12 protein-coding genes are annotated in these 16,195 nt (G+C 68.8%); 4 read left to right on the top strand and 8 right to left on the bottom strand.

Annotation, left to right across the window (positions count from 1 at the left end):
- Positions 1-57: 57 nt before the first annotated feature.
- Together ftsH and RHA1_RS21445 are read right to left on the bottom strand one after the other, a co-directional pair.
- Entirely contained in the window at positions 58-2,328 is a 2,271-nt protein-coding gene (ftsH, locus tag RHA1_RS21450; protein ID WP_011596821.1) for an ATP-dependent zinc metalloprotease FtsH, read from the bottom strand.
- A gap of 211 nt (positions 2,329-2,539) precedes the next feature.
- Complete coding sequence (locus tag RHA1_RS21445) at positions 2,540-3,886, bottom strand: amidase (protein ID WP_009477475.1); 1,347 nt, start codon at positions 3,884-3,886, stop codon at positions 2,540-2,542.
- Positions 3,887-4,050: 164 nt separating this feature from the next.
- Between RHA1_RS21445 and RHA1_RS21440 the strand changes: the two genes are divergently transcribed.
- Complete coding sequence (locus RHA1_RS21440) at positions 4,051-6,135, top strand: serine/threonine-protein kinase (RefSeq protein WP_050787348.1); 2,085 nt, start codon at positions 4,051-4,053, stop codon at positions 6,133-6,135.
- A 15-nt stretch (positions 6,136-6,150) separates the two neighbouring features.
- Here RHA1_RS21440 and hpt read toward each other — a convergent pair whose 3' ends face one another.
- Genes hpt through dacB form a run of 4 tightly spaced genes read right to left on the bottom strand, consistent with a single transcriptional unit; the run spans position 6,151 to position 10,141 of the window.
- Positions 6,151-6,705 carry a hypoxanthine phosphoribosyltransferase gene (hpt, locus tag RHA1_RS21435; protein ID WP_005244976.1) on the bottom strand — a complete coding sequence of 185 codons (555 nt, stop codon included), beginning with the start codon at positions 6,703-6,705 and terminating at the stop codon, positions 6,151-6,153.
- 4 nt (positions 6,706-6,709) lie between these two features.
- Positions 6,710-7,687, bottom strand: a complete 978-nt coding sequence (tilS, locus tag RHA1_RS21430; RefSeq protein WP_011596819.1) for a tRNA lysidine(34) synthetase TilS — start codon at positions 7,685-7,687, stop codon at positions 6,710-6,712.
- Between the two features lie 22 nt (positions 7,688-7,709).
- Positions 7,710-8,756: an Rv3626c family coenzyme F420 biosynthesis-associated protein gene (locus tag RHA1_RS21425; RefSeq protein ID WP_011596818.1), complete on the bottom strand. Its 1,047-nt coding sequence runs from the start codon at positions 8,754-8,756 to the stop codon at positions 7,710-7,712.
- Positions 8,756-10,141, bottom strand: coding sequence for a D-alanyl-D-alanine carboxypeptidase/D-alanyl-D-alanine endopeptidase (gene dacB / locus RHA1_RS21420; RefSeq protein ID WP_011596817.1), 1,386 nt, complete (start codon positions 10,139-10,141; stop codon positions 8,756-8,758). Before dacB ends, RHA1_RS21425 begins: the two co-directional genes overlap by 1 nt.
- Positions 10,142-10,272: 131 nt before the next feature.
- Between dacB and RHA1_RS21415 the strand changes: the two genes are divergently transcribed.
- Positions 10,273-10,764, top strand: a complete 492-nt coding sequence (locus tag RHA1_RS21415) for an inorganic diphosphatase (protein WP_009477470.1) — start codon at positions 10,273-10,275, stop codon at positions 10,762-10,764.
- Positions 10,765-11,007: 243 nt separating this feature from the next.
- On the opposite strand, the gene RHA1_RS21410 is transcribed toward RHA1_RS21415, so the two are convergent.
- Together RHA1_RS21410 and RHA1_RS21405 are read right to left on the bottom strand one after the other, a co-directional pair.
- Entirely contained in the window at positions 11,008-12,705 is a 1,698-nt protein-coding gene (locus tag RHA1_RS21410; protein ID WP_148228412.1) for an MDR family MFS transporter, read from the bottom strand.
- Positions 12,706-12,819: 114 nt separating this feature from the next.
- Entirely contained in the window at positions 12,820-13,650 is an 831-nt protein-coding gene (locus RHA1_RS21405; RefSeq protein WP_011596815.1) for a crotonase/enoyl-CoA hydratase family protein, read from the bottom strand.
- A gap of 82 nt (positions 13,651-13,732) precedes the next feature.
- Between RHA1_RS21405 and RHA1_RS21400 the strand changes: the two genes are divergently transcribed.
- Both RHA1_RS21400 and RHA1_RS21395 read left to right on the top strand, forming a co-directional pair.
- Positions 13,733-15,052, top strand: coding sequence for a hypothetical protein (locus RHA1_RS21400; RefSeq protein WP_011596814.1), 1,320 nt, complete (start codon positions 13,733-13,735; stop codon positions 15,050-15,052).
- Between the two features lie 75 nt (positions 15,053-15,127).
- Positions 15,128-16,195, top strand: a complete 1,068-nt coding sequence (locus tag RHA1_RS21395) for an alpha/beta fold hydrolase (RefSeq protein WP_009477466.1) — start codon at positions 15,128-15,130, stop codon at positions 16,193-16,195.

Raw genomic sequence — 16,195 nt, 5'->3', positions numbered from 1 at the left:
AAACTCCTCCAGTACCGGGACCGATCGTCCCGAAGCAACAGCCTAGTGTCGGGCGGATCAGTTGGATCCGTCCGGTCCTTTCCAGGCCCTCGTCTGCGCATCGTCGTCGCCGGTGCCACGCTGCTCGTGCGGCGGGTTCCACTGGTTCCCCGGACCCTGGTTCCCGGGGTACTGCCCCTCCGGGTTCTGGTTGCCCGGATCGCGAGGCGGCCAGCCCGGAGCCGACCAACCCGCGGGGGCGCCGTAGTCCGGACGCGGCTGCGTCATCCCACCCTGCGGCCGGGCCGGTGCCGGCTGCGAGTAACCGTTGGCGGGCGCCGGCTGCGGGTACTGCTGCTGCGACGGAGCCTGCTGCGACTGCTGCTGGGCGAACACCGGCTCGGGCTGCTGGGGCCACGGCTCGCCGCGCTCGACCGCGAGTTCCCGCGGCGTCTTGACCGGCGGCTTGTCGGACGGCGTCCGGTGACCGAAGTCGTTGAACGCGGTGATACGCGGGCGCTTCTCGACGCTGTGGAAGATCTTCTCGAGATCCTTGCGGGTGAGCGTCTCGCGTTCGAGCAGTTCGGTGGCCAGGATGTCCAGCACGTCGCGGTACTCGTTGAGGATCGCCCACGCCTCGGTGTGCGCGGCCTCGATGAGGTTCCGGACCTCTTCGTCGATCTCGCGCGCGACCTCGTGCGAGTAGTCGGACTGCTGACCCATCGACCGGCCCAGGAACGGGTCTCCACCCTCCTGGCCGTACCGCACCGCACCCAGCTTGGCGCTCATGCCGTACTCGGTGACCATCGACCGGGCGATCTTCGTTGCCATGTCGATGTCGGAGGACGCACCGGTGGTCGGCTCGTGGAACACGAGTTCCTCGGCCGCACGGCCACCCATCGCCATGACGAGTCGGGCGATCATCTCGGACCGCGTCATCAGGCCCTTGTCGTCCTCGGGCACCGTCATCGCGTGACCGCCGGTGCGGCCGCGGGCGAGGATGGTGACCTTGTAGACAGGCTCGATGTCGGGCATCGCCCACGCGGCGAGCGTGTGCCCGCCCTCGTGGTACGCGGTGATCTTCTTCTCGTGCTCGCTGATGATGCGGCTCTTGCGGCGGGGACCGCCGACGACACGGTCGACGGACTCCTCGAGCGCGGCCTCCGTGATGACGGTGCCGTTCTCGCGGGCCGTGAGCAGCGCGGCCTCGTTGATGACGTTGGCCAGATCTGCACCCGACATTCCGACGGTGCGCTTGGCCAGGCCCTCGAGGTCGGCGTGCTGATCGATCGGCTTGCCCTGCGAGTGGACCTTCAGGATGGCGCGACGACCGGCGAGGTCGGGGGCGCCGACCGGGATCTGACGGTCGAAGCGGCCCGGGCGCAGCAACGCCGGGTCGAGGATGTCGGGGCGGTTGGTGGCGGCGATGAGGATGACGCCGGTGCGGTCACCGAAACCGTCCATCTCGACCAGCAACTGGTTGAGGGTCTGCTCACGCTCGTCGTGACCGCCGCCGAGGCCGGCGCCACGCTGGCGTCCGACGGCGTCGATCTCGTCGACGAAGATGATGCAGGGGCTGTTCTGCTTGGCCTGGTCGAACATGTCGCGTACGCGGGACGCACCCACACCGACGAACATCTCGACGAAGTCCGAACCGGAGATTGTGAAGAACGGGACGCCGGCCTCGCCTGCCACCGCGCGGGCGAGAAGTGTCTTACCGGTTCCGGGCGGCCCGTACAGCAGCACGCCGCGCGGGATCTTCGCGCCCAGCGACTGGTAGCGCATCGGGTTCTGCAGGAAGTCCTTGATCTCGTACAGCTCTTCGACGGCCTCGTCCGCACCCGCGACGTCGGCGAACGTGGTCTTCGGCATGTCCTTGTTGAGCTGCTTGGCCTTCGACTTGCCGAAGCCCATGACGCCGCCACGACCGCCGCCCTGCATGCGACTCATCACGAAGAAGAAGATGCCGAGCAGAATCACCATCGGCAGGACGAACAGCAGGATGGACGTGAGCCAGCTCTCCTGCGTGACCGTGGTGTTATAGCTCTGCAGGCCCTTGTCGGAGATCTTGTTGAAGATCTGCTCGGACGCCGACGCCGGATACTTCGCGAGGATCTCGGTCTTGCCGTCGGTGGCGTCGTTGCCGTCCTTCAGCCACAGGCGCACCTGCTGCTCCCGGTCGTCGATCTGCGCCTTGTCGACGTTGTTCGCGTCGAGCTGCGCGATCGCCACGGAGGTGTCGACACCCTGGAATCCGCGCGTGTCGTTGCCGAAGTAGCTGAAGGCGTAGATCACCAGCAGGATGCCGGCAACTATCGCCAGGTTTCGAAACACAGTCTTACGGTTCATACAGGTCGGCCGATATGGCCGGTCCTTTCGAGAGTGCGGGTCTTCCGGGTGCGCCTTCCGGCTGCCAACCGGACAAACCAGGTTACCGCGAAGGCACCCCGGCGACTCCAGGTAGCAGCCAACCGCCGTTGGGAGCGGTCTCTTTTCTTTCAACGCATGCGGTTGCCCATCGGTTCCCTCGGACTCGATCCGGGTCCGAATGTGCGGGAGTTCACCGCGCGGGCGCGACCCTCGGCCAACCGCCGCCCACCCGCTCGATGTGAGCGGCCAGGGCCAGGATCCTGGCCTCACCCCCGGGCGGCGCCGCGATCTGCACGGCCAGCGGGGTGCCCGAATGCGAGTGCGTGCCGACGGGGACACTCGCCGCAGGCCACCCGACGAGATTCCACAGCGCGCTGAGCGGGGCGTACCGCACGTTGGCCACGATGTTCGACAGCCACGACCGCTCGCTCCACGTCGTCGCCGCGAGCGGCGGCTGCGCGAGAGCGGGTGTGATCACCACGTCGTAGTTCTCGAAGAAAGCGCGTAGCGACTCTTCGAGCCTGCCCACCTGCTCCGGGCGGACGAACCGGCCCAGCGCGCGGCCCAGCGCGACGTGCCTGCGGGTCCGCGGCTGCAGTCGCCGCAGATCGAGTCCCTTCGCGTCGGCGGCCGTTCCCGCGGTCCAGCGGGCGAGCACGGGGAGCAGGTTGACCGGGTAGGGCAACGTCGCGGGCTCGACGTCGTGACCCGAGCCGGTCAGTTCCGTGCCGGCGCGCACGGCCGCGTCCCGCCACTGCGGATCGACCGTGGCAAGGAACGTCGGCGACCCTGCCGCCACCGCGATCCGCAACGGTTCCGATGCGCCGATCCGCGCGAGTTCGGGTCGATCGGCGAGGACGGACAGCATGAGGGCAGCGTCGTCGACGGTCGTGGCGATGGGCCCGTTCTCGGCCATGCCGAACCACGAGGTGGCGCCGAGTTCGGACGGCACGACTCCCCTGCCCGGTTTGATACCGAACACTCCGCAGTTCGCCGACGGGATGCGGATCGACCCCAGACCGTCGGTCCCGTGGGCCAGGGGCACCATCCCCGCGGCGACGGCGGCGGCGGCTCCCCCGGACGAACCCCCACAGGTCAGGGACGGATTCCACGGATTGCGGGTGATGTGGCCGGGCGCGTCGGTGGTTCCCCACACCGCCAGTTCGGGGAGGGTGGTCAGGCCCACGACCACCGCTCCCGCCGCCCGCAGTCGCGCGACGACCGGGTGATCGGCGACCCTCGGTTCGGCACTGGTCGCACCCGATCCCTCGCGCATCGGCAGCCCGGCCACCGAGATGACGTCTTTGATCGCGACGGGCACTCCTGCCAGCGGAAGTGTGGACAGATCCGGCCTGCGGGAGAGGGCGAGCGCGTCGGCTCGGGCCTGTTCGGCGAGGACGGTGACGAACGCCTGAATCTTCGGTTCACGCTGTTCGATGGCCGCGAGCGCGGCCTCGACATGCTCCATCGGGCTCGAGACGCCCGAGCGAACCTGCTCGGCGACGACGACGGCTGAGGTGAACGGGGAGTCCCCCATTACCCGAGTATATGGTGCAGCGAAGCAGGCATTTCGAGTATTCGCGCTGGATACGGTAGGTCTGTGGGGTTACCATTCGCTTGTCCCTGGATGGGACTCTTCACACCGCTCCAGACAACCTCGATGTGCCCAGAGAACCCGCCCAGTAGAACCCTCGATGTGCAATGACCAGAGGAAACGGGTCGGGCAGAGACGGATCGGCCGCTGGATCGGACTCTGCCGAACGGACCGTCGGAGTCACGAACTCCGAACACGAGAGCAGCGAAGCGACGGTCGCGGCCGGCCCGTCGACGGTGGTTGCTGCGCACACCGTGTCCGCACGGACGATGACCGCCGAGCAGACCGCCGCCGCCGAACAAACCGCCGCCGCCGAACAAACCGCGGCCGCCGGTCCGACCGTGACCGCCAGGCAGCCGGACACGCTCATCACCAAGCCGCCGAGCAATGCGGCTCTCGACGATGTGGAGGTCGGTCAGCAGGTCGACGACTTCGACTTGCTGATGGGCCTGGGCAGCGGCGCGTTCGGCCGCGTGTTCCTGGCACGACAGCGGTCGATGCAGCGACTCGTCGCGGTGAAGATCTCGCACGACAAGGGGAACGAGCCGCAGACCCTCGCTCAGCTCGACCACAACTACATCGTGCGCGTGTTCGACCAGCGGTTGCTCGAAGACCGCCAGCTACGCCTCCTCTACATGCAGTACCTGCCGGGTGGCACCCTGCTGCGGGTGCTGCGCCGCGTGCGTGTGACCCCGGAACAGGACCGGACGGGCAGTCTGCTGCTGGACGTGGTCGACGAGGAGATGCGGGAGAAGGGCGAGCTCAGGCCCACCGACTCGAGTGTGCGGGACGAGATCGCGTCGCTCACCTGGCCGGAGACCATCGCGTGGCTGGGGCGGCGACTGGCCGAAGCCCTCGACTACGCCGGTAAGCGCGGCGTCCTGCACCGCGACATCAAGCCCGCCAATATCCTGTTGACGGCCGAGGGTGTGCCGAAGCTAGCCGATTTCAACATCAGTTTCAGCGACACCGTCACCGGGGCGTCACCGCTCGCCTACTTCGGCGGGTCCCTGGCGTACATGTCGCCCGAGCAGCTCGAGGCGTGTCACCGCGGCATGCCGGGGACGGCGGCGGACCTCGACACCCGCAGCGACATCTTCGCCCTCGGGGTGATGCTGTGGGAGCTGATGTGCGGGCGGCGTCCGTTCGAGGACGAGGACGTGTCGAGCGAGTCGCTCGTCGCACTCGAAGCGATGCTGGACCGCCGCAGCCGCGACATCGACCCCGAATTTCTGGACCAGTTGCCCTACGACTGCCCGCCGTCGCTGCGACGGGTGCTGCTGACGTGTCTGGCACCGAAACCGGAGGACCGGTGGTCGTCCGGCGCCGAACTGGCCCAGCAATTCGACCTGTGCCTGAATCCGCGGGCCCGGGACCTCGTCGATCCGCCGCCGAACAGTTGGCGCATGCGGCTGCGCCGATTCGCCCTCCCGATTCTGGTGATCGGTATCGCGGTGCCGAATGCCCTCGCGGGCGCCTACAACTATCACCACAACAAGATGCTGATCATCAGCAATCTGACGCCGGAGGCCCAGCACTCGTTCGAATCGATCCAATTGGTGATCAATTCGATCGCGTTCCCGTTGGGCGCGATCATGCTGCTCTACTGGTGCCGATATCCGCTGCTCGTTCCGCGGGGTCTGCGCAAGGGGAAAACGTACGACCGCCAGACGCTGGCCCGGGCCCGCACCGACACGCTGCTGCTCGGCGACCGCGTCGTGCTCGTGGTGTTCGGGTTGTGGGTCATCGCGGGCATCGCCTATCCGATTTCCCTGCAACTCGCGGCGGGGAACGTGCCGCCGGGCGCGTACGTGCACTTCATCGCATCATTGATCGTGTGCGGTGCCGTGTCGGTGGCGTACCCGTTCTTCGTGGTGGCGTTCTTCGCGGTGCGCTGCATCTACCCGACCCTGCTGCCGCAGGACATCGCCAGCAGCGCCGACGCGCACAAACTGCGGGGTCTCGACCGCCGGAGCACGCTGTATCTCGCGGTGGCCGCCTCGGTTCCGCTGGCCGGTGTGGCCGGGGTGACGTTCCTGTCGCCCGACGAGATCACGCTGGTGATCATCGCGGTCCGCATCCTGTGCGTCGGCGGCATCTTCGCGTTCGTCGGCGTGTACTGGCTGTTCCGGCAACTGGAGCAGGACCTGCGGGCGCTGGAGCTCGCCGTATCCCACGAACCCGTCCGCTGACGGGCGGCGCGGAGATCAGCCGCCGTAGACGGAAGGCTCGAGGGTCCCGATGTACGGCAGGTCGCGGTAACGCTCGGCGTAGTCGAGGCCGTACCCGACGACGAATTCGTTGGGAATGTCGAAGCCGACGTTCGCGACGTTGACGTCGACCTTGATGGCGTCGGGCTTGCGCAGCAGCGTGACGACCTCGAGCGACGCGGGGTTGCGGCTCGACAGGTTGCGCATCAGCCAGGACAGCGTCAGACCGGAGTCGATGATGTCCTCGACGATCAGCACGTGCCGGCCTGCGATGTCCTTGTCGAGGTCCTTGAGGATGCGCACGACGCCCGAGGACGACGTGGACGACCCGTAGGAGCTGACGGCCATGAACTCCATCTGGGTGGGGATGGGGAGGGCCCGCGCGAAGTCGGTCATGAAGAAGATGGCGCCCTTGAGGACACCCACCAGGAGCAGATCCCCCTCCGGGGCGCCCTCCGGGTAGCGCTTGGCGATCTCCTCGGCCAGTTCGACGGTACGTCGACGGATCTCGTCCTCGGAGATCAGTACCGATGCGATGTCGCCTTCGTACACGCGATCAAACCCTTCGTCGGTCGTCCAATCCGACGTTCAGCCTGCCACGTCGTCGGCGGACCACGAACCTCGCGTCCGGTGTTCCGCCCCCGATCGCCACCTGCCCCTGTCCCCGCCACCGTGCGACGAGGTCGTCCACGGCCCGCAGCTGGGTGTCTCCGAGACCGCGGGCACCGGCCGCGAGGAGCCAGCTGCGCAGCACCCGCCGGCGGACCGGTGGCGCCGACAGAGCGAGCAGGGCGGTGTCGATTTCGCCTTCCACCACGGCCTTTGCCTGGGCGTCGGCGGCCATCGCGTCGAGGACCGCACCTTCCTCGCGCAGGTGTTCCCCGGTGCGGGCGAGGGCCCCGGCGACGCCGCCGCCCAGGACGTCCTCGAGCAGCGGCAGCACCTCGGTGCGCAGCCGCACCCGCACGAAGTCGGGGGAGGCGTTGTGCGGGTCCTCGTGCGGGCTCAGTCCCAGTTCCGCGCAGGCCTGCCGGGTCAACGCGCGGCGCACGTCCAGTAGCGGACGCCCCCACGGGGTGTCGTACGCGCTCATCCCCCAGATGGATCGACCGCCCGAACCGCGCGACAACCCCAGTAACACCGTTTCGGCCTGGTCGTCGAGGGTGTGTCCCAGCAGCACCGGACGGGTTCCGCGCGCCGAGTCGAGGGCGCGGTAACGGGCCTGCCTGGCGGCCGCCTCGAGTCCGCCCGACCCGGTCACATCGACGGGAAGCACCTCGGCGGACGCGCAGCCGAGCGCTCGGGCACGGGCGGCCGCCTCGTCGGCCACGTCGGCGGAACCCGGCTGCAGCCGATGATCGACGACGAGGGCACACACCGACCGTGCCTCGGCGGCGGCCGCCGCGGTCAGTGCCAGTGAGTCGGCGCCACCCGACAACGCGACCGCGATCTCACCGTCCGGGGCGTGCGCCGCGATCCAGCGCCGCACGGCGTGACGAACCTCGAGGATCGCCGGCTCCTCGGGAAGCACCATCACCGCTCAGCCCTTCCTCGAATCAGCCCAGAACCCGGGACACCCAGGCGTCCGGCGCGTCGATCTCCGCGAGCCGCGGCAAGGTGTCGGGGCCGGTCCACACGACGTTGAACCGGTCCATCCCGACCCTGTCCACGACCGCGTCGACGAATGCCTTGCCGCGCACGTACTGCGCCATCTTGGCGTCCATCCCGAGCAGTGCCCGGATGAGACGCTGCACCGGATTGCTCTTGCGGCGGCGCCGCTGATCGAACGCCGCCCGGATCGCGGCCACCGACGGCACGACCGCGGGGCCGACGGCGTCCATCACGTGGTCCGCATGTCCCTCGAGGAGGGTGCCGAGTACCAGCAGACGGTCGAGTGCTTCGCGTTGCGGCTCCGCCTGGGCCGCGCGCAGCAGTCCGACGATGCCGCCCGGTGCGCCCGACTCGTCCGGTTCCGTGCGCCCGCGGGCGCGCAGCGCGGACGACAATCGGCCGACCATGTCGGTGACGGACTCGTCCTCGGCGGATCCGAGGGTCTCCACCGACTCCTGCATGTATCCGGTGAGCCACGGTGAGGACGAGAACTGCACCCGGTGCGTCACCTCGTGGAGGCACACCCAGAGCCGGAAGTCGCTGGGCCGCACCCGCAATGTGCGCTCGACGGACACCACGTTGGGCGCCACGAGCAGCAGGGTTCCGTTGTCGCCGGTGAACGGGTCGTACTGGCCGAGGATCGCCGACGACAGGTACGCGAGCATCGCCCCGGCCTGAATGCCTGCCGGCTTGCCGACCAGCGTGCCGGGAGCGGCGTCGCCGCCCGTGAGTTGCGACATCGAGTGCGCGGCGGCGTGGATCCACCCGGCCCGGTCGAGGATCTGGGCGGTCGGCACCGGAAGTCCGTCGGCGAGGCCGGTGACTTCCCGGACGGGCAGTTCCGCGCGCATCGACGCGTCGGCCAGTTCCGCGACCACGGTTTCGGCGGTGTACCGCGACGTCACCGGTCCGCTGCGCGCGAGCTTCACCCCCGTCCTGGCTGCAAGCTTCCAGTCGACGGCACCGCTGAAGGCATTTCCCTCGGCGGCCATCACTGGCACCCGCACGTGCGGAGCGCGGCCGCCAGTGCGTCGAGCGCGGGACGGCTGACCTCCGGCGGGCGGTCGTTGGACATCAGCGCGAACGTGAGCACACGCCCGTTCTGGTCCACCACGTAGCCGGCGAGCGCGCTGGCCGTGGACAGGGTGCCGGTCTTCGCCCGCACCCATCCGGCGCCCGTGCGGTTCCCCGACGCGTACCGGTCCGACAGACTGCCCGTGGCACCGGCCACCGGCAGGTAGTCGAGCATCGGCCGCAGGGCGGGATTTCCGTCGCCCGCGGCGGCCGTGAGGACCTGGTCGAGCGTGTGCGGGGCGATGCGGTCGTCGACGGACAACCCGCTGGCATCGTGCAGGGTGAACCCCGACAGATCGAATCCGGCCGCGGTCAGCGTCTGGCCGATGGTCGCGACGGCGCCGTCGAACGATGCTTCCGCGCCGGCATTCATGGCAACCTCCCGCCCGATCGCTTCGGCAAGCACATTGTCCGAGTGTTCCATCATCTGCCGCAACCGGTCGCGCAGCGGCGCGGACTGCACGCTCGCCACGGTAGCCGCACCGGGCGCCGCGACCCCCGACGTGACCGCCGACGGGGCGACGCCGAGCGCACCGGCGAGCGTCCGCCCGGCGTCGAGCGCGGGTGTCGAACTGCGCGGCGATTCGTCCACGAGCGGGTCGGCCCGTCCGCCGTCGATCATGATCGGTTCGGTGGGGGTGATGAATCCGGCGCCGACGTCCGTCGGGAACCACCCCTGCGCCATGGTGTCGCCCGAGTAGATGCTGATGTCGACCACGATGCTCGTGACCTGGATGCCCGCGTTCCGGATCTGATCGACCAGTTGCGAGATGTGCGCCGCACCCGGGTAGTAGCCGTTCTCCCCGACCGGTTTCGCGGTGAGAGTGGGATCACCACCGGCGACGAGGACGATCTCGCCGGGAGTCGCGCCCTGCACCACCTTCGTCGTCACACGGCGGTCGGTCGGCAACGCCAGCAACGCGGATCCCGCGGTGAGGACCTTGGTGGTCGACGCCGGGGTCATCGGGGTCTGCGGGTTGACGCTCCACAGGACCTGACCGGTGACCGCGTCGGCGACCGTTCCGCTGAACTTGCCGAGGTCGGGGTTCGCGGCGGCCGGACCGACCGCGGCGGCGATCCCCTGCGCCGTCGGCATCGGGGCGTCGTCCGGCACCGGCGTGACCTGCGGGGCCGCCGTGATCGGCGCCGGTTCGGGCGCGATCGTCAGTTCACCGCGGCCCGCCGACGCGTTGTGCGCGGTCACCGCGACCACGAGTACAGCCGCCATCGCGAGCACCACGACGACGACCGACGCGAACAGAATTCGCATGTTCCGACGGTGGCGTCCCGCCAACGAGCCCATCTTCTTCTTTCCCTGGCCCGGCAACGCGCCTCCGTCTTCACTGTGATTCGTGGGTGGTCAGACAACCAACCTTATCCTCGACCCGATATCCTCTCCCCGAATCATCATCGACACGACAGCGAGGAATCGGCGTGGAGTTCGACGTCACCATCGAGATCCCCAAGGGTCAGCGAAACAAGTACGAGGTCGACCACGTGACCGGTCGCGTGAAGCTGGACCGCTACCTCTACACCGCGTTCGGCTACCCGGCCGACTACGGCTTCATCGAGAACACGCTCGGCGAGGACGGCGACCCGCTGGACGCGCTGGTCCTGCTCCCCGAGTCCGTGTTCCCCGGCGTCATCGTCGAGGCACGTCCGGTCGGCATGTTCAAGATGGTCGACGAGGCCGGCGGCGACGACAAGGTGCTGTGTGTGCCGGCCGGCGACCCGCGCTGGGATCACATCCAGGACATCGGCGACGTCCCGCAGTTCGAACTGGATGCCATCAAGCACTTCTTCGTCCACTACAAGGACCTCGAGCCGGGCAAGCACGTCGAGGCCGCCGACTGGGTCGGGGTGGCCGAGGCGAAGGCCGAGGTCGAGGCCTCGTTCAAGCGTCTGAAGGACAACGGCGGGCACTGAGCCGGCGGCGAACCGTCTGGCACTGAGCCGGCGGCGAACCGTCTGGCACTGAGCCGGCGGCGAACCGTCTGGCACTGAGCCGGCGGCGAACCGTCTGGCACTGAGCCGGCGGCGAACCGTCTGGCACTGAGCCGGCGGCGAACCGTCTGGCACTGAGCCGGCGGCGAACCGTCTGGCACTGAGCCTCCCGATATTTGCGGCAACGGCGCCCACCCCCCGCGGGGGGTGGGCGCCGTTGGCGTCTCACTCCTGCGCGTCTCCCCGCGCCGCGGCCTGGAGGCCGGACTCGCTGCGGAGCGGCACTTCCTTCCACAGCAGGGTGAGGACGAAGGCGACGACGGCGAGCATCGACACGCTGAGGAAGACGGATCCGATTGCGTCGGCGAATCCTTCCCGGAAGGGCAGGGCCAGCACGTCGTCGAGTTTTCCGATCACCGAGCTGTCCGTGAGGACTCCGCTGACGCCGGTGTGGTCGGGGCTGAGCATGCCCTGGCCCATGGCGGCCTCCGCGGGGTCGTTGCTCTGTGCGGCCGCGGCCACGGCTCGACGGAAGTCGGCTGTGCCGGCGGCGGCTGTCACCCGCTCGCCGATGGCCGGGGTGAGGCGGGAGAAGAGGATCGACAGGAAGATTGCGACGCCTGCGGTGCCGCCGATCTGCCGGAAGAACGTGGCCGCTCCGGTCGATACCCCCATGTCCTGCGGGGGCAGTGCGTTCTGAATGGCGAGGGTGAGGGGCTGCATCAGGTTTCCGAGACCGAGTCCGAGGATCAGCATGAACACCATCACGACGGGCATCGGGGTGTCCGCGGCCAGCGTGTGCAGCAGGAACGCGCCGATCCCGATCAGGGCGGTGCCCAGGATCGGGAAGTACCGGTACCGCCCGGTCCGCGAGATCATCTGACCGCTGACCACCGAGCCGGCCATGAGGCCGAGGACCATCGGCAGGATCTGGAACCCGGCCAGGGTGGGGCTCGAGCCCTTCACCACCTGTAGGTACTGCGGTAGCAGGGTGATGCCGCCGAACATGACGGCGCCCACGACGAGGCTGATCACGACACCGAGCGCGAAGGTGCTGTTGCGGAAGAAGCGCATCGGGATGAGTGCGTCGTCCTTCATCGCCAGTTCCACCGACACGAAGGCGAGCACACCGATGACGCCGATCACGTAGCACGCCAACGACTTCGAGCTGCCCCATCCCCAGCTGTGCCCCTGTTCGGCGACCACGAGCAGCGGCACCACACCCACTGCGAGGGCGATCGCGCCCCACCAGTCGATCCGCCGGCTTCCGCTCGGTCGTCGCGGCAGGTGCAGCACGCGGGAGACGACCGTGAGCGCGACCAGTCCCACCGGCACGTTGACGAGGAAAACCCAACGCCAGCCATCGATTCCGAGGATCACGTCCTGCCCGGCGAACACTCCGCCGAGGACGGGGCCGAGGACGCTGGAGGTGCCGAACACGGCCAGGAAGTAGCCCTGGTATTTGGCCCGTTCACGCGGGGAGACGATGTCGCCGATGATGGTGAGCGCCAACGAGAACAGACCGCCTGCGCCGAGTCCCTGCACTGCGCGGAAGGCCGCGAGCATGTACATCGACGTCGAGAACGTGCACATCACCGAGCCGATCACGAACACCGTGATCGCGAACATGAAGAACGGCTTGCGGCCGTAGATGTCGGACAGTTTGCCGTAGAGCGGCGTCGCCAGGGTGGCGGTGACGAGGTACGCTGTGGTGGCCCACGCCTGCAGCGAATACCCGTCGAGGTCGTCGGCGATGGTCCGGATCGCCGTCGCCACGATCGTCTGGTCGAGCGCGGCGAGGAACATGCCGAGCATCAACCCACTGAGTACAGCCAGGATCTGCCGGTGGGTGTAGGCCACCGGCGTTTCGACCGAATTCGACACTGTTTCCTCGCTGCGCTGTCGTTTACTTGTAGTCCGCAAGTATGCGAGGGCGTCGAGGTTTCGGGCAACTGATGAACTGGGCTTTACCTGCGGATAAGCGTCTGCGACACAGCCGCACCCCGTCCCGGAGGTGCGGCCGCGTCAGCGGACCGATTATTCGCCCGTGAATTCGGGGGCGCGCTTCTCGAAGACGGCGGTGATCGCCTCGGTCAGGTCCTGCGACGGCAGGAACGCGGCGTTCCACGCGGCGACGTAGCGGAGACTGTCGTCGACGGCGGCCGCGCGGGAGTGGTCGAGGACGTCCTTGATGCCGTGCACGACGAGCGGCGGGTTCGCCGCGATCTCGGCCGCGGTCGCGTGCGCGGCGGCGAGGACGGCGTCGGCGTCCGCGAAGACGTCGTTGACGAGACCGATCTTCTCGGCGCGCCCGGAGTCGATGTCCTTGCCGGTGAGCGCGAGTTCCCGCAGGTGGCCGTCGCCGATGATGGCGGGCAGCCTGGCGAAGCTGCCCATGTCGGCGACGATCGCGACCTTCACCTCACGGATGCTGAACTTCGCGTCGGTGCTCGCGTAGCGGATGTCGCACGCGGAGATCAGGTCGACGCCGCCGCCGATGCACCAGCCCTGGACGGCCGCGACTACCGGCTTGCGGCAGTCGGCGACCGCGTTGATGCCGGACTGCATCCGCTTGATCATGTCGTGGAACGTGGTACGCGGGCCGGCCTGCGCCTTGTCTGCGAGGACGGACCCGAAGCTGCCGCTCATGGCGGGCAGGTCGAGACCGAAGGAGAAGTTCTTGCCGGAGCCGGCGATCACCACGGCCCGCACGTCCGGATCGGTGTCGAGTTCCCCGAAGATCTCGGGAAGCTCGCTCCAGAAATCCGGGCCCATCGCGTTGCCCTTTCCGGGTCCGATGAGCGTCACCTGCGCGACGTGATCCTTGCGCTCGACGGTGAACGCATTCCAGGTCTTCTGTTCGGTCATTACTCCAGAGTAACCACCGCTCTCCGAGGTCAGGCGAAATACCCTGGAGGTCTCTGCACCGTCTTGTGAACGGACAGCCGCCATGACGCACCGGACGACCCCGGCCGGCAACGCCGTAGTCGTCGGCGCCGGAATGGGGGGACTGCTTGCCGCGGCGGCTCTCGCCGGCTCGTTCCGGAGCGTCGTCGTCCTCGACCGCGACATCCTGCCCGACACGGCCGTCCCGCGCAGGTGCGTGCCGCAGGCCCGGCACGTGCACGCGCTTCTCGCAGGCGGGCAGGCCGCGATGGAGGACCTCCTGCCGGGGTTCGTGTCCGAGCTCCTGGCCCTCGGCGCCACCGCGGGCGACGCACTGGGCGACATCCGGTGGATCGTCGACGGGCATCGGATGGCGCGCGAGATCAGTGGCGTCCCCGGCATTCTCGCGAGCAGGCCGCTCGTGGAGTGGCAGATGCGCAGCCGGGTCGAGGCCCTGCCGAACGTGCGGATACGGGACCGTTCCGACGTCACGGGTGTCACCGTCGACGGCGGCCGGGTGACCGGCGTGACCATGCAGCACCGGGGCGGCGTCCCGCCGGAGGTCGTCGAGACCGATCTCGTCGTGGACTCGTCCGGCCGCAGTTCGCAGACTGTCGCCCGGCTCGGCGAGCTGGGGTTCGCGCCGCCGGCCGAGACGCAGCTGGCCGTGGACGTCAGCTACGCGACGAGGCACTTCCGGCTCGACCCGCCGCATCTGGACGGGGATTCCGGCATCGGGATGGCGCCGGGACCGTCGAGTCCGCGCAGCGGATTCATGGGCGTGCAGGAGGACGGCACCTGGATCGTCACTCTCGCCGGGTACGGGGACGACGTGCCGCCACTGGACCCGGACGGTTTCCTCGACTTCGTGAAGTCGTTTCCCGCCCCCGACATGTACGACGCACTGCGCACGGCCGAGCCGGTGGACGCCGGAGTGCGGTACCGGATCCCGACGACCGTCCGGCGGCACTATTCCGCGGACGATCTGCCGTCGAACTATCTACCGTTCGCGGACGCCATCTGCTCGTTCAACCCGATCTACGGCCAGGGCATGAGCGTGGCCGCGGTGGAGGCGACGATCCTGCGGGACTGCCTGCGGTCGGGGCGGACGCATCTCGGTCGCCGGTTCCTCCGTGGGGCGAACCGGTGTATCGATGCCGCGTGGACGCTTACCGTCGACAACGACCTGCGGATCCCGGCCGTGCCCGGTCGGCGGTCGGCGCGGGTCCGGTTGGTCAATGCGTACACGTCACGGCTCGATCGGGCGGCGTCCGTCGACCCGGCCGTGGGGTCGGCGTTCCTCCGGGTGACGCATCTTCTGGACCGTCCGGGGGCGCTGCTCCGGCCGGCGACGGTGTTGCGGGTTCTGCTCGCCTCCCGCTGACGGGCGACCGCGAGATTACCTGTATATTGAAGTCACAGATACCTCAACGATCTGCGCCGCCACGAGAGGAAATCCGTGCTCGACATCGCCTGGAACCCGACGCTGAACACGCTGACCCGCAACGCCTGGCGACTGTCCTTCGGCGGCGGAATCGCGCCGGTCCAGCGAACCCCGTCGACGCGCATCCACGAGGCGCCCCATCAGGACCTCTACCGGTTCGACGCCACCGAGACCGACGGCGGCCGGCCCGTCCTACTCGTCCCCCCGCTCGCGGCGCCCGCACACTGCTTCGACCTCCGGCCGGGCCAGAGCCTGGCCGCGCACCTGGCCGGTTCGGGCAAGGCGGCGTATCTCGTCGACTACGGCACCATGGGCTACTCCGACCGCGGCCTCGGGTTCGAGGACTGGATAGACGACTTCATCCCGGCGGCGGTCGAGCGTGTGTCCCGACTCCACGACGGTGCACCCGTCGACCTCATCGGCTGGAGCCTCGGGGGAACGATGTCGCTGCTCACGGCTGCGTGCCGGAACTATCTGCCGATCGGTTCCGTGACGGCGATCGGCACGCCGATCGATTACGAGTCGGTGACCATGATCGCGCCGCTGCGGATGGTCGGCCGGTTCACCGGCGATCGCCCCCTCACCACCGCGACTCAGGCGATGGGCGGGCTGCCTGCCCCGCTGGTCCAGGCGAGCTACCGCTTCACCGCGCTTCAGCGCGAGCTCACCAAGCCGTGGTTCATCGCCCGGAACCTGCACGACACCGAGACCCTCGCGCGCATGGAGTCCATCGACCGGTTCATGGCCGACATGCCGGGTTATCCCGCACGGTTCTTCCGCCAGGTCTGCACCCAGCTGATCCTCGGGAACGCGCTCGCCGCGGGGAGTTTCGAGACCCGGAACGGCGCGATCGCGCTGGCCGATCTCGCGGTGCCGGTTCTCGCGATCGGCGGCACCGAGGACGTCATCGCCCCGATCCCGTCGGTCCGGGCGGCGACGGACGTGTTCACCGGTTCTCCGTCGGTGCGGTTCGAGTCCGCGCCGGGCAGCCACCTGGGACTCGTCGCGGGCCCGAAGGCGAGGGACTCCACGTGGGCGCACATCGACGGCTTCCTCGACGGGGTCGTCGCGCACACCGCCTGA

It is taken from the genome of Rhodococcus jostii RHA1, assembly GCF_000014565.1.
Taxonomy (GTDB): domain Bacteria; phylum Actinomycetota; class Actinomycetes; order Mycobacteriales; family Mycobacteriaceae; genus Rhodococcus_F; species Rhodococcus_F jostii_A.
This window is presented reverse-complemented; position numbering and strand designations above follow the sequence as displayed.